This window comes from Serratia sp. CY71090 (assembly GCF_052166845.1).
GTDB lineage: Bacteria > Pseudomonadota > Gammaproteobacteria > Enterobacterales > Enterobacteriaceae > Serratia > Serratia nematodiphila.
This window is the reverse complement of the sequence record NZ_JBJNOA010000003.1, coordinates 187,843-208,917: the sequence shown is the minus strand read 5'-3', so window position 1 is coordinate 208,917 and position 21,075 is coordinate 187,843. Positions and strand designations below refer to the sequence as shown.

At 62.2% G+C, this 21,075-nt stretch carries 15 protein-coding genes; all 15 read left to right on the top strand.

The features are described 5' to 3' along the window. Window positions 1-283 precede the first annotated feature (283 nt). The 15 genes from trpS to urtE all read left to right on the top strand — a co-directional run bounded on the left by trpS (window position 284) and on the right by urtE (window position 21,044). Window positions 284-1,291 (top strand): tryptophan--tRNA ligase, encoded by a 1,008-nt coding sequence (gene trpS / locus ACJ8OK_RS07310; RefSeq protein WP_442530483.1) that lies wholly within the window; start codon window positions 284-286, stop codon window positions 1,289-1,291. 117 nt (window positions 1,292-1,408) lie between these two features. Then, on the top strand, window positions 1,409-2,242 hold the full coding sequence (gene phnC, locus ACJ8OK_RS07305; RefSeq protein WP_019454697.1) for a phosphonate ABC transporter ATP-binding protein: 834 nt from the start codon (window positions 1,409-1,411) through the stop codon (window positions 2,240-2,242). Between the two features lie 40 nt (window positions 2,243-2,282). Then, window positions 2,283-3,215 (top strand): phosphonate ABC transporter substrate-binding protein, encoded by a 933-nt coding sequence (gene phnD / locus ACJ8OK_RS07300; RefSeq protein WP_442530482.1) that lies wholly within the window; start codon window positions 2,283-2,285, stop codon window positions 3,213-3,215. A 78-nt stretch (window positions 3,216-3,293) separates the two neighbouring features. Further along, window positions 3,294-4,157 carry a phosphonate ABC transporter, permease protein PhnE gene (phnE, locus tag ACJ8OK_RS07295; RefSeq protein WP_021503954.1) on the top strand — a complete coding sequence of 288 codons (864 nt, stop codon included), beginning with the start codon at window positions 3,294-3,296 and terminating at the stop codon, window positions 4,155-4,157. After that, window positions 4,154-5,053, top strand: coding sequence for a phosphonate ABC transporter, permease protein PhnE (gene phnE / locus ACJ8OK_RS07290; protein WP_033633798.1), 900 nt, complete (start codon window positions 4,154-4,156; stop codon window positions 5,051-5,053). Before phnE (ACJ8OK_RS07295) ends, phnE (ACJ8OK_RS07290) begins: the two co-directional genes overlap by 4 nt. Before the next feature lie 231 nt (window positions 5,054-5,284). Continuing rightward, on the top strand, window positions 5,285-5,749 hold the full coding sequence (locus tag ACJ8OK_RS07285) for a DUF1456 family protein (protein ID WP_004939471.1): 465 nt from the start codon (window positions 5,285-5,287) through the stop codon (window positions 5,747-5,749). Between the two features lie 188 nt (window positions 5,750-5,937). Continuing rightward, window positions 5,938-9,081: a right-handed parallel beta-helix repeat-containing protein gene (locus tag ACJ8OK_RS07280; RefSeq protein ID WP_103686885.1), complete on the top strand. Its 3,144-nt coding sequence runs from the start codon at window positions 5,938-5,940 to the stop codon at window positions 9,079-9,081. Window positions 9,082-9,335: 254 nt separating this feature from the next. Next, window positions 9,336-11,165, top strand: a complete 1,830-nt coding sequence (gene atzF / locus ACJ8OK_RS07275; protein ID WP_060558912.1) for an allophanate hydrolase — start codon at window positions 9,336-9,338, stop codon at window positions 11,163-11,165. Between the two features lie 2 nt (window positions 11,166-11,167). Beyond that, window positions 11,168-14,788 carry an urea carboxylase gene (uca, locus tag ACJ8OK_RS07270; RefSeq protein WP_442530481.1) on the top strand — a complete coding sequence of 1,207 codons (3,621 nt, stop codon included), beginning with the start codon at window positions 11,168-11,170 and terminating at the stop codon, window positions 14,786-14,788. 14 nt (window positions 14,789-14,802) lie between these two features. Further along, window positions 14,803-15,513, top strand: a complete 711-nt coding sequence (locus tag ACJ8OK_RS07265) for a GntR family transcriptional regulator (RefSeq protein WP_033634128.1) — start codon at window positions 14,803-14,805, stop codon at window positions 15,511-15,513. A 35-nt stretch (window positions 15,514-15,548) separates the two neighbouring features. After that, entirely contained in the window at window positions 15,549-16,817 is a 1,269-nt protein-coding gene (gene urtA, locus ACJ8OK_RS07260; protein ID WP_033640971.1) for an urea ABC transporter substrate-binding protein, read from the top strand. 56 nt (window positions 16,818-16,873) lie between these two features. After that, window positions 16,874-18,454, top strand: a complete 1,581-nt coding sequence (gene urtB, locus ACJ8OK_RS07255; RefSeq protein ID WP_442530480.1) for an urea ABC transporter permease subunit UrtB — start codon at window positions 16,874-16,876, stop codon at window positions 18,452-18,454. Beyond that, window positions 18,454-19,530: an urea ABC transporter permease subunit UrtC gene (gene urtC / locus ACJ8OK_RS07250; RefSeq protein WP_033633793.1), complete on the top strand. Its 1,077-nt coding sequence runs from the start codon at window positions 18,454-18,456 to the stop codon at window positions 19,528-19,530. Before urtB ends, urtC begins: the two co-directional genes overlap by 1 nt. Beyond that, window positions 19,527-20,333, top strand: a complete 807-nt coding sequence (urtD, locus tag ACJ8OK_RS07245; protein WP_015377102.1) for an urea ABC transporter ATP-binding protein UrtD — start codon at window positions 19,527-19,529, stop codon at window positions 20,331-20,333. The genes urtC and urtD overlap by 4 nt, the downstream gene beginning before the upstream one ends. A gap of 12 nt (window positions 20,334-20,345) precedes the next feature. After that, on the top strand, window positions 20,346-21,044 hold the full coding sequence (gene urtE, locus ACJ8OK_RS07240; protein WP_277497043.1) for an urea ABC transporter ATP-binding subunit UrtE: 699 nt from the start codon (window positions 20,346-20,348) through the stop codon (window positions 21,042-21,044). Window positions 21,045-21,075 lie beyond the last annotated feature (31 nt).

Here is a 21,075-nt window from a genome sequence, read left to right as displayed (position 1 = left end):
TCCTTTTTCAGGTTGAAGGTTTTACCCTAGCGCGCCAGGCCAGGAACGCAAATGCCGGAGTGTAACGTCGTCTTACGCACCGGCGGCGGGTTATTGACGTGCTGCCGCAGCGGGTATACCTTGATGCCATGAATATATCGATGCACTCCACCCACAATCAGTCATGGTGGCGCCTCTTCTGAGGCGGCACGAGTATTCACATCTCTTTTTAATGCCGCCGGTTTGGCGGCATTATTTTTTGTGGCGTTGATCCGGCGGTCTACAGACCTTCAGGAGCACTGTCATGAGTTACACCATTCTTACCGGCGATCGCGCCACCGGCCCACTGCATTTAGGCCACTTCGTCGGCTCGCTGCGCCAGCGCGTGGAACTGCAGCACCAGCATAACCAAACGGTGATGGTGGCGGATGTGCAGGGCCTGACCGACAACGGCAACAACCCGCAAAAAATCAGCGCCAACGTGCTCAACGTGGTGGCCGACTATCTGGCGGTGGGCATCGATCCGCACAAGACCACCATTTGCCTGCAGTCGGCGCTGCCGGCGTTGGCCGAGCTGACGATGTACTACCTCAATCTGGTCAGCGTGGCGCGGCTGGAACGCAACCCGACGGTGAAAAACGAAATCGCCGAGAAGGATTTCGCCCGCAGCCTGCCGGCCGGCTTTTTGATCTATCCGGTCAGCCAGGCGGCGGACATCACCGCCTTCGGCGCCACCCACGTGCCGGTCGGCGAGGATCAGCTGCCGATGCTGGAGCAAACCAACGAGATCGTGCGGCGCTTCAACCACATCGTCGGCCAACCGGTGCTGACGGAGTGCCAGCCGCTGTTGAGCAACGTCGGGCGTCTGCCGGGGCTGGACGGGCAGGGCAAGATGTCGAAATCGCGCGGCAACGCCATCCCGCTTGGCGCCGGCGCCGACGAGGTGCACAAGGCGGTGATGAGCATGTTCACCGATCCCGGTCATCTCAACGTCAGCGATCCCGGCCGGGTGGAGGGCAACATGGTGTTCACCTATCTGGACGCCTTCTGCGAAGACGCCGTGCTGGTGGTGGAGCTGAAGGCGCACTACCGGCGCGGCGGATTGGGGGACGTGAAAATCAAACGGCTGCTGGAGGATTGCCTGCAGAGCCTGCTCGAACCGATCCGCACCCGCCGCGCCGAATTCATCGCCGATAAAGGCGAGCTGACGCGCATCCTGCAGCACGGCACCCGCCGCGCGCATCAGGTCAGCCAGCAGACGCTGCAGCAGGTCAAGGCGGCGCTGGGGCTGGACTTCTTTAGCCTGGAATGATGCGCACGCCGGGGCGGCACGCGTCACGCCCCGGCCATAAAACCATCATCCCACTGTCATAAACTTATCCGTTAATAGGTGCCCATAATGATTAGCCACTGAAACCAGAGAAATCATATGGCTCAGGCACTGTTAAAATTGGCGCAGCACGACTTTCCAGGGCAGCACGCCGCCGCATCCCGCAAAGTGTTATCGGTAAAGGGGCTCGGCAAGGCCTACAAAGCGCAGCAGCGCGTGCTGGATGACATCAATTTCGATCTGCACGCCGGCGAATTCGTGGCGGTGATCGGCCGTTCCGGCGCGGGCAAGTCCACGCTGCTGCATACCCTCAACGGCACTATTCCTTCCAGCTGCGGCGAGATGCTGCACTTCGAAGACGATGGCGTGGCGCAGGATATCGCCCAGCTTGCCGGCCGCCAGATGCGCCAGTGGCGCGCGCGCTGCGGCATGATCTTCCAGGACTTCTGCCTGGTGCCGCGGCTGGACGTGATGACCAACGTGCTGCTGGGGCGCCTGAGCCACACCTCCACCCTGAAATCGTTCTTCAAACTGTTCGATGACGCCGATCGCGCTCGCGCCATTGAGCTGTTGCAGTGGCTCAACATGCTGCCGCACGCGCTGCAGCGCGCCGAGCACCTCTCCGGCGGCCAGATGCAGCGCGTCGCCATCTGCCGCGCGCTGATGCAAAATCCGCAAATCCTGCTGGCCGATGAGCCGGTGGCGTCGCTCGATCCGAAAAACACCCGCCGCATCATGGATGCGCTGCAGAAAATCAGCGAAGACGGCATCGCGGTGATGGTGAACCTGCACTCGGTCGAACTGGTGAAAGAGTATTGCTCGCGGGTGATCGGCATCGCCCACGGGAAGATCGTGTTTGACGGGCATCCTTCGCAACTGAACGAACGGATCCTGCACCAGCTGTATGGTGAAGAAGCCAATCAGATCCATTGAAGCACTTTGACCTTTACCCTTTACACACAAGGCACACCTAATGAAAAAAGTATTGAGTCTGACCACCCTGATGGCCGGCGCGATGATGGTATTTAATGCTGCCGCAGCGGATGCGCCGAAAGAGCTGAACCTGGGCATTCTCGGCGGCCAGAACGCCACCCAGCAGATCGGCGATAACCAGTGCGTGAAGCAGTTCCTGGATAAAGAGCTGAACGTCGATACCAAGCTGCGCAACTCGTCCGACTATTCCGGCGTGATCCAGGGCCTGCTGGGCGGCAAGATTGACCTGGTGCTGAGCATGTCGCCGTCGTCGTTCGCCTCGGTCTACATCAAGGATCCGAAAGCGGTGGACATCGTCGGCATCGCGGTCGATGACGTCGACCAGTCGCGCGGCTACCACTCGGTGGTGGTGGTGAAGGCCGGCAGCCCATACCAGAAACTGGAAGACCTGAAGGGCAAGGCCATCGGTTTCGCCGATCCGGATTCCACCTCCGGCTTCCTGATCCCGAACCAGGCGTTTAAAAAGCTGTTCGGCGGCACGGTCGACAACAAATACAACAACACCTTCTCCAGCGTCACCTTCTCCGGCGGCCACGAGCAGGACATCCTCGGCGTGCTGAACGGCCAGTTTGAAGGCGCGGTGACCTGGGCGTCGATGATCGGCGACTACAACACCGGCTACACCAGCGGCGCGTTCACCCGCATGATCCGCATGGATCACCCGGACCTGATGAAGCAGATCCGCATCATCTGGCAGTCGCCGCTGATCCCGAACGGCCCGATCCTGGTGAGCAACTCGCTGCCGGCCGACTTCAAGGCCAAAGTGATCACCGCCATCAAGAAGCTGGATAAAGACGATCACGCGTGCTTTATCAAAGCGATGGGCGGCAAACAGCACATCGGCGACACCACCCTGGCGGAATACCAGACCATCATCGATATGAAGCGCGAGCTGACCAAAGGCGACCGTTGATTCCCGGCTGCCTCGGCCGCCCGAATGAAGGGGTTCAGCATGCTGAACCCCTTGTTCCATAACGATGGAAGACCTGTTTTGAATACCGATTTCGCACACTATTACCAACGGATCCGCAGCAAGCAAAAGCGCGAAGCGCTGCTGTGGTCGCTCGGGCTGGTGGTGCTGTACCTGGGCGCCGGCAACCTCGCCGAGTTCAACCTGCACACCGTCTGGGTGTCTATTCCGCACTTCTTCGACTACCTGGCCGAAACCGTTCCGACGCTGCACTGGCATCTGCTGTTCGCCGACGGGCGCACCGAAGGCTCGCTGGCCTATTGGGGCTATCGTCTGAACATCCAGCTGCCGCTGATCTGGGAGACCCTGCAGCTGGCGCTGGCGGCGACCATTTTCTCGGTGCTGGTGGCGACCGTGCTGGCGTTTCTGGCGGCCGGCAATACCTATACCCCGGCCTCGGTGCGGCTGGCGATCCGCACGCTGGTGGCGTTTCTGCGCACCATGCCGGAGCTGGCGTGGGCGGTGATGTTCGTGATGGCGTTCGGCATCGGCGCCATTCCCGGCTTCCTGGCGCTGGCGCTGCACACCATCGGCAGCCTGACCAAGCTGTTCTACGAATCGATCGAAACCGCCTCCAACAAACCGGTGCGCGGGCTGGCGGCCTGCGGCGCCACGCCGCTGCAGCGCATGCGCTTTGGCCTGTGGCCGCAGGTGAAGCCGGTGTTTCTCTCCTACAGCTTCATGCGGCTGGAGATCAACTTTCGCCAGTCGACCATTTTGGGGCTGGTGGGGGCGGGCGGCATCGGCCAGGAGCTGATGACCAACATTAAACTCGACCGCTACGATCAGGTCAGCATGACGCTGCTGCTGATCATCGTGGTGGTTTCCGTGCTCGACTACGTGTCGGGCGAGCTGCGCAAGCGCGTGGTGGAGGGGGCAAAATGACAGCGGGCACTCCGGCATCGGCGGAAACGCTGCGCCAGTTGAAACAGCAGCATCCGGCGATCTTCGCGCAGCAGGGGCGCTACCTGCGCACCGTCGGCCTGATCGCGCTGGCGATCGTGCTGTACTACGTGTTCTTCTTCCTGGTCTTCGGCATTAGCTGGCCGCAGTTTATCAACGGCTGCCAGCAGCTGGGGCGCTATTTCCTGCGCATGTTCGTCTGGCATGACTTCGCCAACTGGCCGTTCATGTACTACTTCCAGCAGATTGGCATCACCATCGCCATCGTGTTCGCCGGCACCATCACCGCGTCGCTGATCGCGCTGCCGCTGTCGTTCTTCGCCGCGCGCAACGTGATGTCGACGCCGTTGCTGCGGCCGATCTCCGTGCTGGTGCGCCGCTTGCTCGACGTGCTGCGCGGTATCGATATGGCGATCTGGGGGCTGATCTTCGTGCGCGCCGTCGGCATGGGGCCGCTGGCCGGGGTGTTGGCTATCGTGATGCAGGACGTCGGGCTGCTGGGAAAACTGTACGCCGAAGGGCACGAGGCGGTGGACAAGTCCCCGAGCCGCGGCCTGACGGCGGTAGGCGCCAACGGGTTGCAGAAGCACCGCTACGGCATCTTCACTCAGTCGTTCCCCACCTTTCTGGCGCTCAGCCTGTACCAGATCGAATCCAACACCCGCTCTGCGGCGGTGCTGGGCTTCGTCGGCGCCGGCGGCATCGGCCTGGTGTACGCGGAGAACATGCGGCTGTGGAACTGGGACGTGGTGATGTTCATCACCCTGATCCTGGTGGTGGTGGTGATGATCATGGACAAGGTCTCTTCGCTGCTGCGCAACAAGTACATCATCGGCGAAGATATCCCGCTGTATCAGCAAAAAAGCCAAATCGATTGAGAAACCCCTTGCCGATCCCTATACTGCCGCACATTCAAGGTGTGCGGCCATACCCGTCATACTTGGAGCTGCCTCTTTGTTGGCTGCATTTGCGCGCCCCGGTCACATAGTTAACTATGCTCCGGGGGCTTACAAATTTGCCGCCGCGATGCAACTCCAATTATTTTGGGTATGGGGCATTTTTTTACAATACGCACGTCCCCGTTAGACAAGTAAAGGCAATGCAATCCCATGATGAACAACGACGTGCTGCGCAGCGTGCGCTATATGCTGAGCATTAACAACGCCAAAATGGTCGAGATTATCAAACTGGACGATTTCGAGGTGGCGGTGTCGGCGATGGACGCTTACGTGATCAAAGAAGGCGAGCCGGGCTACGAGAAGTGCCCGGACGAAGTGATGGCGCACTTCCTCAACGGCCTGGTGTTCTTCAAACGCGGCAAGGACGACAAGTTCCCGGCGCCGGCGGTTGAGCTGCCGATCACCAACAACCTGGTGCTGAAAAAGCTGCGCGTGGCGTTCGAGCTGAAAGACACCGACATGCACCAGATTTTCACCGCGGTGGATTTCCGCATCTCCAAGCCGGAGCTGAGCGCGCTGTTCCGCAAAGAGGGCACCAAGAACTACCGCCCGTGCGGCGATCAGATGCTGCGCTACTTCCTCAAAGGGCTGGCGCAGCGCGTTCGCGGCGAGTAACGCGTAGCGTTCACCGAACATCAGGCGCAATCGCAAGGTTGCGCCTTTTTTATTGCCGCTCTCCCGCCCGCCGTTGTTGTACAGGCCCTCAGCCATCCGTCATCGATGGAGGGCGTGCCGCCCATCCGGTTACTTTTCCAGGGTTCGTTCAATGTCGATTGAAACGTAAAATCCAGAGGAGTAATTCAATGGCTCAAATGTCAAAAGAAGATCCGCAGTTCAACACAAAAAATACCGCAGCTCAGGTCAATGACGGCGGCGAATTCGCTGAATATACCCCTGAACAGTTTGGCGCCGTAGGCGATGGCCTGGCCGATGATCGAGATGCTGTTAGCGCCATGTTCGCTAAAGTGGCGATTGACGCCGCTAAATCGATGAAAAAACGCCAGGTCAGAATGGCGAATGTCTATCGGTTGACGTTGGGTTCGGCTTGGCAGCCTCTGCAGATCCCCAGCAACTGCCATATTTATGGCGGTGGTGAAATTCACCTGGATGACGATACGCCTCAAATCAACATTTTTAATACCGTTGAACAGTCGAATTTCATCGTGGAAGATCTGAGGATTACGAGAAAGGTGACTCAGAAAGATACAGATCCTATTTGGTGGTATGCCACACGCGCGTGTACCGGCATGGCTTTCACCCGTTGTGAAAACTTCACCGTGAGAAATTGTGTCATCAGTATGCATACTGATGCTTTGGGCCTTTCTGACTGTACGTCAGTTACCCTTGAGAACAATTTACTTAAAGATTTGGGAGAGGAACCTATCGCGGTTCGTGGCGGCCGCCATATTACGATCCAGAATAACGAGCTGACGAATCACCAGGGTGATGGGATCCTGCTTAAAACGGGTGTGAACAGAGAGGCTTATGACATCTTAATCGTGAACAATCATATTCACGATGGGCACAAACCTGCGAAACCGGCAGGGGCAGGGCACACGCAAAGAGGGGGCGGGGTGACGCTCAATAACGAGGTGACCGGCACGCCTCATTCATTTACTAACCTGACCGTTGCCAATAACCATATTGTTAATACCAGCTATGGCATCGCGCTGGGGGGAATCAGTGACATTAATATCTCTAATAACTACATCAAGACGATCGAAAGGTTCGGCATTCAGATAGACTATTCCTTAGTAAATAACCCCACCAAAATTCCTACGAATAATTCCCGAATTATCGGGAATCACGTTGAGGATACCGTTGAGAATGGCATCGATTATCATGGTAACAATGATATTTCTGTCACGGAGTCTGTTATCGCAGATAACTTTTTAAATTTCTGTGGTACCTCCACGACGTCGGCCTTCAATGGCATTGCCGCAACGGAGGCGACCCTTTCAGGCAATATTATCAATAACTGCAAGGTTGCCCTGTTCGCTAATAGCTGCGTGATGACCGGCAATAAGATAACCAACTCCGGATGGGGCGCCAGTCAGGTATGGATCAAGTTGTATGGCGACCGAACGGTGTTTTCCGGCAATCGGGTGACGGACTCTGGGTTTGGTTATATCCGTTTCTTGAATGGGAAAAACGCCATTATTGAAGGGAATGTGATTAAACTGGCTGCGCCTGCTCGGGCGCTGGAGTTAGGCGGGGAATTTGACGAAACGACCCTCATTGGCAAGAACGCCTGGGATTGCGCTTTTAAACCTATTCTTTCTACGATTGCTGGGGTGACGGGCAATCAACTCATTCAGTACTCCTTCCCGAATGAAGGCGTGGCCCACATTACCCCGCAGATGTTCGGCGCGAAGGGTGATTGGAATGATACCGCTGGCGTTGGTACGGATGATACGCAGGCGTTTAAACAGGCTATCGCTTATGCGATTAGCCAAGGCTGCAAGAAGCTCTATGTGCCTGCCGGCAACTATTACATTACGGATACGTTAAATTTAGGGGGGGAAAACTACACCGGAGATAAAGGCATTGCGATAGAGGGTGAAAATTGGATTAGTACAAAATTCTTCTTTAAGCCGACGTCTAATGATCATGCGTGTTTTGAGTCGAAAGGCGGTTCCGGGATCCATACCAACAGATATATCAGCGACGTGACGATTACGCCGGCCAAGGGCGCGTTATATACGGGCACCGGCTATCGGATTAATGGTTCCTGCTTCATGCGGCATGAAAGATTGCTGATTATGAAGTTTTTTGTGAACCTACATCTGTTGAACGGCTATGCCGGTGCGTTTACCGAGTTCGTCAGTTTTCACTCTTGCCGGTTCCACCGTGGCTTGTCGAACATCTTGATGGAAAGCAATGGCGGGGATAGCTCCTTCCACGGCGTGGGGTTCCATGAAATTCAATGTCAGATCAAAGTTTCCGGCAATCCGGGCGATGGCGGCACAAATACGGATGCCGGCGTGGGGCTGGAGCTGAGAGGAAACGCCAACAGAGCAACCTGGTACAACGGTTTCTGCTATATCCACCTGTTCGGCGGCGTCGGCGCAACGGCGATCAAACTCACCCGGACCAACACCGATAACATCCTGGGGCAGTTTACTTGCGAAGGTGAAACCATTCTTCAGAGTGATGGAAGCACTTTTGAATGTCGAGGCGGTTTCTATAACGTGAGTACTACCACTTACAATGTGGCGGCAGAGCCGGTAAACGGCATTGCGGCGGCATTTGTGTTTGATAACATGATGAGCAATACGACAAGATTCGCCAACGCGGCAATCGCCGATATGGCTCCAAGGCAGCTTCCGTGGTCCTTGGCGGACAGGGCCAGTAATGGCGCTTATCCGGCGATTTTCCATGGCATCAAGGGCGACTCCGATAACCTGTTCTATGCAGCCAGAGGGGGAAGTACCAACTATCATTACTTTGGCGGTATTTCTCCAGGTAATAACCTTCAGGGGTTTGAACCGGGCGTCAGGTTGGCTCAGGACGGGGCTTCTTTCATTAGTTTTGCACCTAAGTTTACGCTTGGCGCGAATAACAATACGACCAGCAGCGGCGTATCCATCTCCCCTGCTGATTTTTCGCCGCAGAAGGATATCGCGACCGCCTTAGGACAGCCCTCATTCAAATGGAGCGGGTTGTACACTAAGCAGTTAACGGTCGCTGACAATGGCGTTTATCCTGCCGGTAACGGCGCTTACCCTATTGGTGGGCCGAATAACCAATTCTCCTCTGGCCACATAAAAGTGTTGAATATTTATGATTCAGCGAACGTGAACGGAGATCCCGTAGGTGTCAGAGTTGCCGTCCCCGCTTCGGCCGTTGCGCCCGGTAAAATAGGCCAATGGTCGGCAGACTCCGCATTCTTTTATGTTTGCACGGCGGCCAATACCTGGAGAAGGGTGGCGCTCACCACATGGTAGGTACTGAACTTGCGGCTGATGGCTGACCTATCCATATCATCCTTCCGGGGCGGCGAGTGTCGCCGCCCCGTTTTTTCCTCTGCGTCATCCCGCCATTGCACTCTTTTTGTTCTCCCGCTGCGCACCGCTGGTGCAGCCCGTTTGCCGCCGCTGTCATAAGTTTTAATTATAATTTATTGAAATCATGAGATTAAAAATTGGCACGCCGGTTGCTCTGTTGGATCCCATCTTGTGTACCAGATGGAATTCAGCCGATGAGCGAACCTGTTGAAGCGTGCGGTTTTACCCTCAGTGAATGGCAGCACCATTATCAAACCCGTCCGGCGGGCGAGCGCCTTGCCTGCGTCAGTGCGACGATCGAAACGCTGGTCGCCGGCCTGAACCCGGACGATAACGCCTGGCTGTATCTCGCCACGCCGGCGCAGCGCGAGCAGCAGTATCGGCAGCTCGCGCAGAGGCTTGAGGCGGTCGCCGGCGATCTCAGCCGCCTGCCGCTGTTCGGCGTGCCCTTTGCCATCAAAGACAATATCGACGTCGGCGGCTGGCCGACCAGCGCCGCGTGCCCGGCGTTCACCTATCAGGCCGCGGCGGACGCCACCGTGGTCGCCCACCTGCGCGCCGCCGGTGCGATCGCCCTCGGTAAAACCAACCTCGACCAGTTCGCTACCGGGTTGGTGGGCACCCGCTCACCTTATGGCGCGGTGGTCAACAGCTTCGACAGCCGTTACGTCAGCGGCGGTTCCAGCTCCGGCTCCGCTTCGGTGGTGGCGCGCGGCCTGGTGCCGTTCGCGCTGGGCACCGATACCGCCGGTTCGGGGCGCGTGCCTGCCGGGTTCAACAACATCGTCGGGCTGAAGCCGACCAAAGGGCGGTTGTCCAACCGCGGCGTGGTGCCGGCCTGCCGGTTGAACGATACGGTGTCGGTCTTCGCGTTGACGGTGGCCGATGCCGCGCAGGTGGCGGAGCTGGCGAGCGGCTTTGACGCGGCAGACCCGTATTCTCGTGCCGATCCGCATACCGCGCCGGCGGATATCCCCGCCGCGCCGCGTTTTGCCGTTCCCGCCCAGCTGGAGTTTTTCGGCGACGTGCAGGCCGAGCGGGCGTTTCATCGTGCGCTGGCGCAGCTGCAGGCGGGCGGCGCCACGCTGGAACCCCTCGATTTCGCGCCGTTTCGCACCCTGGCGGAACAGCTGTATTACGGGCCTTGGGTGGCGGAGCGCACCGTGGCGATTGAGCAGGTGCTGGAAGCGAGCCCGCAGGCCATCGATCCGGTGGTGCGCGGCATCGTTGGCAACGGCCTCGGCTACAGCGCCTGCGACGCCTACAAGGCGGAATACCTGCGCGCCGAGCTGGCGCGGCAGATCGCCCAGCGGCTGGCGCCGTTTGACGCGCTGGTGGTGCCGACCGCGCCCACTATCCGCACCCTGGCGGAGATGGCGCAGGAACCGGTGCTGTTCAATTCGCAGTTCGGCACTTACACCAATTTCACCAACCTGGCCGATCTGAGCGCGCTGGCGCTGCCGGGGCCGCTGCGCGAAGACGGCCTGCCGGCGGGCATCACCCTGATTGCGCCCGCCTGGCATGACCGGGCGCTGGCGGCGTTTGGCCTGCGCTGGCAACGGCAAAGCGCCTTGCCGCTCGGCGCTATCGGCCGGGCATTGCCGCCGCAGCCGGCGCTGGCCCCGTCTTCGGGACACGTGCGTCTGGCGGTAGTAGGCGCTCACCTTAGCGGCATGCCGCTCAACGCCCAGCTGACGCAGCGCGACGCGGTGTGGGTAGAGCAAACCGTTACCGCTCCCTGTTACCGCCTGTACGCGCTGGCCGATACCGAGCCGCCGAAGCCGGGGCTGGCGCGCGCGGCGCAGGGGGCGGCGATCCGCGTAGAGCTGTGGGACATCCCGCTGGCCCGTTTCGGCGAGTTTGTGGCGGAAATCCCGACGCCATTGGGCATCGGCACACTTCTGCTGGCGGACGGCCGGCGGGTGAAGGGGTTTATCTGCGAAGCCTGGGCGCTGGAAGGCGCTACGGATATCACTGAGTTTGGCGGCTGGCGCGACTATCTCGCCAGCGTTAAGGGAGCATGAACATGTTTACTACCGTACTGATCGCTAACCGCGGCGAAATTGCCTGCCGCGCCATTCGCACCCTGAAACGCCTGGGCGTCACCAGCGTGGCGGTCTATTCAGACGCCGACCGCAATGCGCCGCACGTCACCGAAGCCGACAGGGCGGTGGCGCTCGGCGGCGACAAGGCCGCAGACAGCTACCTGCGCATCGACAAGATCCTTGCGGCCGCCGCCGCCACCGGCGCGCAGGCGATCTACCCCGGCTACGGCTTTTTGTCCGAGAGCGCCGAGTTTGCCGAAGCCTGCGAGGCGGCCGGCATCGCCTTTATCGGCCCGACGGCGGCGCAGATGCGCGAGTTCGGCCTCAAGCACCGGGCGCGCGAGCTGGCGGCGTTGGCCGGGGTGCCGATGACGCCGGGTACCGGCTTGCTGGAGAACGTTGAGCAGGCGGTCGCCGCCGCTGCGCGCATCGGCTACCCGGTGATGCTGAAAAGCACCGCCGGCGGTGGCGGCATCGGCCTGACGCGCTGTGACGACGAGGCGGCGCTGCGCGACGCGTACGACAGCGTCAAACGGCTGGGGGAGCAGTTCTTCCGCGACGCCGGCGCCTTTATCGAACGCTTCGTCGATCGGGCGCGCCACGTCGAGGTGCAGATTTTCGGCGATGGCCAGGGGCAGGTGGCGGCGCTCGGCGAGCGCGACTGTTCACTGCAGCGCCGCAACCAAAAGGTGGTGGAGGAAACCCCGGCGCCGCATCTGCCGGCGGCGACCCGCCAGGCGCTGCATCGGGCGGCGGTGGCGCTGGGCGAGTCGGTGAATTACCGCAGCGCCGGCACGGTGGAGTTCATATACGACGCCGCGCGCGACGAGTTTTATTTCCTGGAAGTGAACACCCGCTTACAGGTAGAGCACCCGATCACCGAGATGGTCACCGGTCTGGATCTGATCGAATGCATGCTGCAGGTGGCGGCGGGCGATGCGCTGGATTGGGCGGCATTGCGCCGCGCGCCGCAGGGCGCGGCGATCGAGGTGCGCCTCTATGCCGAAGATCCGCTGAAAAACTTCCAGCCCAGCCCCGGCGTGCTGACCGAGGTGCATTTCCCTGACGACGTGCGCCTCGACGGCTGGGTGGCGACCGGCAGCGAAGTTTCGGCGTTTTACGACCCGATGATCGCCAAGCTGATCGTGCACGGCGCTGACCGGGCGCAGGCGCTGGAAAAACTGCGCGTGGCGCTGGCGGCGACCCGTTTGCACGGCATCGCCACCAACCTCGACTATCTGCGGCAGGTGATCGCCACGCCGCAATTTCAGCGCGGCGACGTCTGGACGCGCCTGCTGGACGATTTGCGTTTCCAGCCGCACTGCCTCGAAGTGCTGCAACCCGGCACCTACAGCAGCGTGCAGGATTATCCCGGCCGCCTCGGCTATTGGGACATCGGCGTGCCGCCGTCCGGCCCGATGGACGACTTCGCGTTTCGGCTGGCCAACCGCATCGTCGGCAACCACCCGGCGGCGGCCGGGCTGGAGTTTACCCTGCAGGGGCCGACGCTGCGCTTTCACTGCGACGCCACCATCGCGCTGACGGGCGCCAGCTGCCCGGCCGATCTGGACGGCGAGGCGGTTGCGTATTGGCGGCCGATTACGGTGCGGGCCGGGCAGGTGCTGACGCTGGGGCGCGCTACGCACGGCTGCCGCACCTATCTGGCGGTGCGTAACGGCTTCGACGTGCCGGTGTACCTCGGCAGCCGCTCCACCTTCGCGCTCGGGCAGTTCGGCGGCCACGCCGGGCGCACCTTGCGCGTGGCGGACATGCTGGCGATCGCCCAACCGGCGCTGGCGGCCAGCACCACGCCGGCGCCGATCGCCGCGCCGCAGGCGATGGACGACAGCCTGATCCCGCACTACGGCGATCAATGGCACATCGGCGTGCTGTACGGGCCGCACGGCGCGCCGGACTTTTTCACCGCCGAATCGATAGAGGCCTTCTTCGCCACCGACTGGCAGGTGCATTACAACTCCAACCGCCTCGGCGTGCGCCTGGCGGGGCCGAAGCCCGAGTGGGCGCGGGAGGACGGCGGCGAAGCCGGTTTGCATCCTTCCAACGTGCACGACTGCGAGTACGCCATCGGCGCGATCAACTTCACCGGCGACTTCCCGGTGATCCTGACCCGCGACGGGCCGAGCCTCGGCGGCTTCGTCTGCCCGGTGACCATTGCCAAGGCCGAACTGTGGAAAGTGGGGCAGGTGAAGCCGGGCGACCGCATCCGGTTCCATCCGATCGGCTTCCGGCAGGCGCAGTCGCTGGAGCAGGCGCAGCTTGGCAGCATCGAAGCGCTGGCGGCGGTGAAGGCCATCACCCTGCCGCCGCCGGATCTGGCCCCGGCGGACAGCGTTTCCGCCGCGGTGCTGGCGGCGCTGCCGGCGGCGGAGGGGCGCCCGGCGGTGGCGTATCGCCAGGCGGGGGACGGCTACATCCTGATGGAGTACGGTGACAACGTGCTCGATCTGGCGCTGCGCCTGCGCATTCATCTGCTGATGCAGTCGCTGCGGCAGGAGGCGATCCCGGGCGTGGCGGAGCTGGCGCCGGGCGTGCGTTCGCTGCAGATCCGCTACGACAGCCGGCAGATAAGCCAGGCCGACCTGTTGCAGCGCCTGCTGGCGCGCGAACGGGGGCTAGAGGACGTCAGCCGGCTGAAGGTGCCGACGCGCATCGTCTGGCTGCCGATGGCGTTCGAGGATTCGGCCACGCTGGGGGCGGTGGATCGCTATCAGCAGACGGTGCGCGCCTCGGCGCCCTGGCTGCCGAACAACGTCGATTTCATTCAGCGCATCAACGGCCTGAGCCGACGCGAGCAGGTGCGCGACATTCTGTTCGACGCCAGCTACCTGATCCTCGGGCTGGGAGACGTGTACCTCGGCGCGCCCTGCGCGGTGCCGCTCGATCCGCGCCATCGCCTGCTGAGCTCCAAATACAACCCGGCGCGCACCCACACCGCCGAAGGGACGGTCGGTATCGGCGGCATGTACATGTGCATCTACGGCATGGACTCGCCGGGCGGTTACCAGCTGGTGGGGCGCACGCTGCCGATCTGGAACAAATTCCTCAAAAATCCGCAGTTCACCGCTGGTGAACCCTGGCTGCTGCGCTTTTTCGATCAGGTGCGCTTCTACCCGGTCAGCGAGCAAGAGCTGGACGAGCAGCGCGAAGCGTTCCGCGAAGGGCGCATGCAGGTGCGCATCGAAGAGAGCGAGTTCGACTTCGCCGCCTACACCCGTTTCCTGGCCGACAACGCCGGGGCGATCGCCGATTTCCAGCATCGTCAGCAGCAGGCGTTCAGCGCCGAAGTGGCGCGCTGGCGCAGCGATGACGACGAGGCCGAGGCGCAGCTGTTGCCGCCGGAGGAAGAAGACGCCATCGACGGCGATCTGGTCAGCGCCGATCTGAACGGCAGCGTGTGGAAGATCCTGGTGGAACCGGGGCAGGCGGTGGCGGCCGGGCAGCCGCTGATCGTGGTCGAGGCGATGAAAATGGAGCTGGCGGTCACCGCGCCGCGCGCCGGGATCGTTAAACGCATCAGTTGCCGGCAGGGGCGGCCGGTCGGGCCGGGCGACGCCCTGCTGTGGCTGGAAAAGGCGGTCTGAACGGAGGAGCGATGATGCAAATCACCAACGGAGAGCACAAGGCGCGCCCGGAGGGGCTGGCGGAGCGCATTTATCTGCAGCTCAAGGCCGACATCTTCGAGTTTCGCCTGCTGCCGGGCGATCGCTTCAGCGAAAGCGAGGTGGCGCAGCGCATGGCGGCCAGCCGCACGCCGGTGCGCCAGGCGCTGTTTCGGCTGGAGCGCGAAGGCTATGTCGAGGTGTTGTTTCGCAGCGGCTGGCAGGTGCGGCCGTTCGATTTCGCCTACTTCGAAGAGCTGTACGACCTGCGCATCGTGCTGGAACAAGAGGCGGTGAAACGGCTGTGCGAACGCCCGGCTGGGGAAACGCCAGGCGCGCTGGCGGCGCTGAGCCGTTTTTGGGCCGAAGCGCCGCGCCTGGCGGACGGCAAGGCGGTGTCGCAGCACGATGAGCAGTTTCATCAGGCGTTGGTGGCCGCGGCGGGCAACGGCGAAATGGCGCGCATTCACCGCGAACTGACCGAAAAGATCCGCATCATTCGCCGGCTGGATTTCACCCAGCAGGCGCGGGTGGACGCCACCTACCGCGAACACGCCGCCATTTTGCAGGCGATCCTGCAGCGGCAAAGCGGGGCGGCGCAAACGCTGCTCGGCGAGCACATCGCCGTCAGCAAGGCAGAGGTACGAAAAATAACGCTGCACATGTTGCACCAGGCGCGGGCTCAGCAGCCTGCGCGCTCGGCGTAACGATTTTGATTTCACACACATCGGGAGTTTGAACTATGCAACGTCGTCGTTTTATCAAAGCTTTTGCGCTGTCCGCCGCCGCGATCGGCATGGGCCTGGCCTGGAGCGCGCAGGCCGCCGACACCATCAAGGTCGGCATTCTGAGTTCGCTTTCCGGCACCATGGCGATTTCCGAGACGCCGCTGAAGGATGTGGCGCTGATGACCATCGACGAGATCAACGCCAAAGGCGGGGTGCTCGGCAAAAAGCTGGAGCCGGTGGTGGTGGATCCGGCCTCCAACTGGCCGCTGTTCGCCGAAAAGGCGCGCCAGCTGCTGAGCCAGGACAAGGTGGCGGCGGTGTTCGGCTGCTGGACCTCGGTGTCGCGCAAGTCGGTGCTGCCGGTGTTTGAGGAGCTGAACGGACTGTTGTTCTATCCGGTGCAATACGAAGGCGAAGAGATGTCGCCGAACGTCTTCTACACCGGCGCGGCGCCGAACCAGCAGGCGATCCCGGCGGTGGAATACCTGCTGAGCGAGGACGGCGGCGGCGCCAAGCGCTTCTTCCTGTTGGGCACCGATTACGTCTATCCGCGCACCACCAACAAGATCCTACGCGCCTTCCTGCACAGCAAAGGCGTGCAGGACAAGGATATCGAAGAGGTCTATACGCCGTTCGGCTACAGCGATTACCAGACCATCGTCGCCAACATCAAGAAGTTCGCCGCCGGCGGCAACACCGCGGTGATCTCCACCATCAACGGCGATTCCAACGTGCCGTTCTACAAAGAACTCGCCAACCAGGGCGTCAAGGCCACCGACGTGCCGGTGATCGCCTTCTCGGTCGGCGAGGAAGAGCTGCGCGGCATCGACACCAAACCGCTGGTGGGCAACCTGGCGGCCTGGAACTACTTCGAATCGCTGGATAACCCGACCAACAAACAGTTTGTCAGCCAGTGGAAAGCCTACGCCAAGGCGCACAACCTGCCGAATTACGCCACTGCGGTGACCAACGATCCGATGGAAGCCACTTACGTCGGCCTGCACATGTGGGCGCAGGCGGTGGAAAAGGCCGGCACCACCGACGTCGATAAGGTGCGCGCGGCGATGGCCGGGCAAACCTTCGCCGCGCCGTCGGGCTTCACGCTGACCATGGACAAGACCAACCACCACCTGCACAAGCCGGTGATGATCGGCGAGATCGAGGGCAACGGCCAGTTCAACGTGGTGTGGCAGACCGAAGCGCCGGTGCGCGCGCAGCCGTGGAGCCCCTATATCGCCGGTAACGACAAAAAACCGGATTACCCGGTGAAAGGCGGCAAGTAACGTCACTCAGCGCCGGCGCGGCCCAACGCCCGCCGGCCCAACAGAAGAGGCAGCTGATGCAATCTCCGTTTTTATCCTTTTTGCGCGTCGGGCTGTGGCTGCTGTGCGCCTGGCCCCTGCTGGCGCAGGCCGGGCCGGCCGATGAGTTCGCGGCGGCCACTCGCGCGCAGCAGGCCAAACTGCTGCAGGCGTGGGCGGCCGAGCCGGATCCCGCGCGCCTGCCGTTGCTGCAGGGGCTGCAGCAGGAAACCGTGGCGATCGACGAAGCGAAGCGCGCCTTTATCCGCCAGGGCGATAGCTATCTGCCGCTTGAAGGTGAGGCGGCCCCGGTTGGCGAACCGAAGAAGGTGTGGCTGAACAACCGGCTGCGCATTCTGATCGCCAACGCGTTGTCGGCGCAGCGGTTGGTCAGCGCGGACGCGGCGGTGCGGCTGCAGGCGGCGACCGCGCTGCAGCGCGAGGCGCAGGGCGAGCAGTTGCCGCTGTTGACCCGGCGGCTGGCGCAGGAGAAAGACCCGCAGGTACGCGATGCGCTGAGCATTGCGCTGGCCAACCTGCAATTGACTGACGCCAGCCCGCAGGTGCGCTTCAATGCGGTGCGGCTGCTGGGGGAATCGGGCGAGCCGGAAACCCGCGCGCGGCTGCAGGCGTTGACCGACGCGGCCAATGAGCCGGACGCCGCGGTGCGCGCCGAGGCGCAACGCAGCCTGCAGCGCGTGCAGCATCGCCTGATGATCGGCGATCTGCTCGGCCAGGCGTTCAGCGGCCTGTCGCTCGGTTCGATCCTGCTGTTGGCGGCGCTTGGTCTGGCGATCACCTACGGCCTGCTCGGCGTCATCAATATGGCGCACGGCGAAATGCTGATGCTCGGCGCCTATTCGGCCTATCTGGTGCAGGGGCTGTTTCAACAGTTTGCGCCGCAGTGGCTGGCGCTCTATCCGTTGGCGGCGCTGCCGGTGGCGTTCGCCATCACCGCCGGGATCGGCATGGCGCTGGAGCGCACGGTGATCCGCCACCTGTACGGCCGGCCGCTGGAAACCCTGCTGGCTACCTGGGGCATCAGCCTGGTACTGATCCAGCTGGTGCGGGTGCTGTTCGGCGCGCAGAACGTCGAGGTCGCCAACCCGGCGTGGCTGTCGGGCGGCGTGCAGCTGTTGCCGAACCTGGTGTTGCCGTGGAACCGCATCGCGGTGATCGCGTTCGTGCTGCTGGTGCTGGCGTTGACCTGGCTGCTGCTGAACAAGACCCGGCTCGGCATGAACGTGCGCGCGGTGACGCAAAACCGCGCGATGGCGGCCTGCTGCGGCGTGCCTACCGGCCGGGTGGACATGCTGGCCTTCGGGCTGGGATCCGGCATCGCCGGGCTCGGCGGGGTGGCGCTGTCGCAGCTGGGCAACGTCGGGCCGGAGCTGGGGCAAGGTTACATCATCGATTCGTTCCTGGTGGTGGTGCTCGGTGGCGTCGGCCAGCTGGCGGGGACGGTGGCGGCGGCCTTTGGCCTCGGCATCGTCAATAAGATCCTCGAACCGCAGATCGGCGCCGTGCTGGGCAAGATCCTGATCCTGGTGCTGATCGTTCTGTTTATTCAAAAGCGTCCGCAGGGGCTGTTCGCCCTTAAGGGCAGGGTGATTGACTGATGAGCCAACCATTGACCGTAACCGGCGTGCAGAAAGCGCCCCGGCTGGCGTTGAGCATCGGCGGGTTGGCGTTGCTGGCGCTGCTGGTGATGCCGTTCATGACGCTGTTGCCGGCGGATCATCCGCTGGCGGTGTCCACCTATACCCTGACGCTGGCGGGCAAGATCCTGTGCTACGCGGTGGTGGCGGTGGCGCTCGATCTGGTGTGGGGCTATGCCGGGCTGCTGTCGCTCGGCCACGGGCTGTTCTTCGCGCTCGGCGGCTACGCCATGGGCATGTACCTGATGCGGCAGGCGGCGGGCGACGGGCTGCCGGCGTTTATGGCATTCCTCTCCTGGAATGAGCTGCCGTGGTTCTGGAGCGGCACCCAGCATTTCGCCTGGGCGCTGTGCCTGATCGTGCTGGTGCCGGGCCTGCTGGCCTTTCTGTTCGGCTATTTCGCCTTTCGCTCGAAAATCAAAGGGGTGTATTTCTCGATCATGACCCAGGCGCTGACCTATGCCGGCATGCTGCTGTTCTTTCGCAACGAGACCGGCTTCGGCGGCAATAACGGCTTTACCGGTTTCACCACGCTGCTCGGCTTTCCCATCACCGCCGCCGGCACGCGGGTGGCGCTGTTCCTGGCGACGGTGCTGCTGCTGGCCGCCAGCCTGGCCATCGGCTTTGCCCTGGCGCGCAGCAAGTTCGGCCGGGTGCTGACCGCAGTGCGCGATGCGGAAAACCGCCTGACCTTCTGCGGCTACGATCCGAAGGGCTTCAAGCTGTTCGTCTGGACGCTGTCGGCGGTGCTGTGCGGGCTGGCCGGCGCGCTCTATGTGCCGCAGGTCGGCATCATCAACCCCGGCGAAATGTCGCCGACCAACTCGATCGAGGCCGCCATCTGGGTGGCGCTCGGCGGGCGCGGCACGCTGGTGGGGCCGCTGCTCGGCGCCGGCATCGTCAACGGCGCCAAGAGCTGGTTCACCATGGCCATTCCCGAATACTGGCAGTTTTTCCTCGGCCTGATGTTTATCGTCGTCACGCTGTTTCTCCCTAAAGGGGTGATCGGCCTGCTGCGGCGGAGGAAAAGCTTATGAAGGCGATGCAAGTGACCGACGAACTGTTTACCCATCCGCTGCCGGCGGACAAATACCGGCAGCAAACCGATCCGGTGTTGCAGCTCGACAACGTCAACGTCAGCTTCGACGGTTTTCGCGCGCTGACCGATCTGTCGCTGCGCATTGGCGTCGGCGAACTGCGCTGCGTGATCGGCCCCAACGGCGCCGGCAAGACCACGCTGATGGATGTGATCACCGGCAAAACCCGGCCGGACAGCGGCAGGGTGTTTTACGATCAGACCGTCGATCTGACCCGGCTGGCGCCGATGCAGATCGCCCACGCCGGCATTGGCCGCAAGTTTCAAAAACCGACGGTGTTCGAGGCGCTGACGGTGTTCGAAAATCTGGAGATCGCCCAGAAAACCCGCAAGTCGGTGTGGGCCTGCCTGCGCGCCCGCCTGAGCAGCGAGCAGCGCGACCGCATCGACGAGATGCTGAAGACCCTGCGGCTGGGGCATGAACGCCACCGGCCCGCCGGGTTGCTGTCCCACGGGCAGAAACAGTTTCTTGAGATCGGCATGCTGCTGGTGCAGGAGCCGCACCTGCTGCTGCTGGACGAACCGGCGGCCGGCATGACCGACGCCGAAACCGACTACACCGCCGAACTGTTCCGCGAGCTGGCGGGCAAGCATTCGCTGATGGTGGTGGAGCACGACATGGGGTTTGTGGAAACCATTGCCGATCGCGTGACGGTGCTGCATCAGGGGCAGGTGCTGGCGGAAGGATCGCTGGCGCAGGTGCAGGCAGATGAACGGGTGATTGAGGTATATCTGGGGCGCTGAGGAGGCGTAATCATGCTGCAGGTAGAAGAATTGAATCAGTATTACGGCGGCAGCCACATTCTGCGCGGCCTGTCGTTCGAGGCGCGCATCGGCGAGGTGACCTGCCTGCTGGGGCGCAACGGCGTGGGCAAGACCACGCTGCTGAAATGCCTGATGGGGCTGATCCCGGCGCGCAGCGGCAGCGTCCGTTGGCAGGGCGAAACCATCACCGGTAAAAAGCCGCATCAGCGGGTGCAGGCGGGCATCGCCTATGTGCCGCAGGGGCGGGAGATTTTTCCGCGCCTGACGGTGGAGGAAAATCTGCTGATGGGGCTGGCGCGTTTTTCCGGCGCCGACGCGCGCGCGGTGCCGGATCCGATCTATGACCTGTTTCCGGTGCTGCGGCAAATGAAGGATCGGCGCGGCGGCGATCTCTCCGGCGGGCAGCAACAGCAGCTGGCGATCGGCCGGGCGCTGGCCTGCCGGCCGCAGCTGTTGATTCTCGACGAACCGACGGAAGGGATCCAGCCTTCGGTGATCAAGGAGATCGGCGCAGTGGTCAAACAGCTGGCGGCGCGCGGCGATATGGCGATCCTGCTGGTGGAGCAGTTCTATGACTTCGCCGCCGATCTGGCGGACAGCTATCTGGTGATGTCGCGCGGCAGCATCGTGCAGCGTGGCGCCGGCAGCGCTATGGAACAGGACGGCGTACGTGGGCTGGTGGCGATTTGAACGAAAAAATGGGAGCCGCATGTCTGAAAGT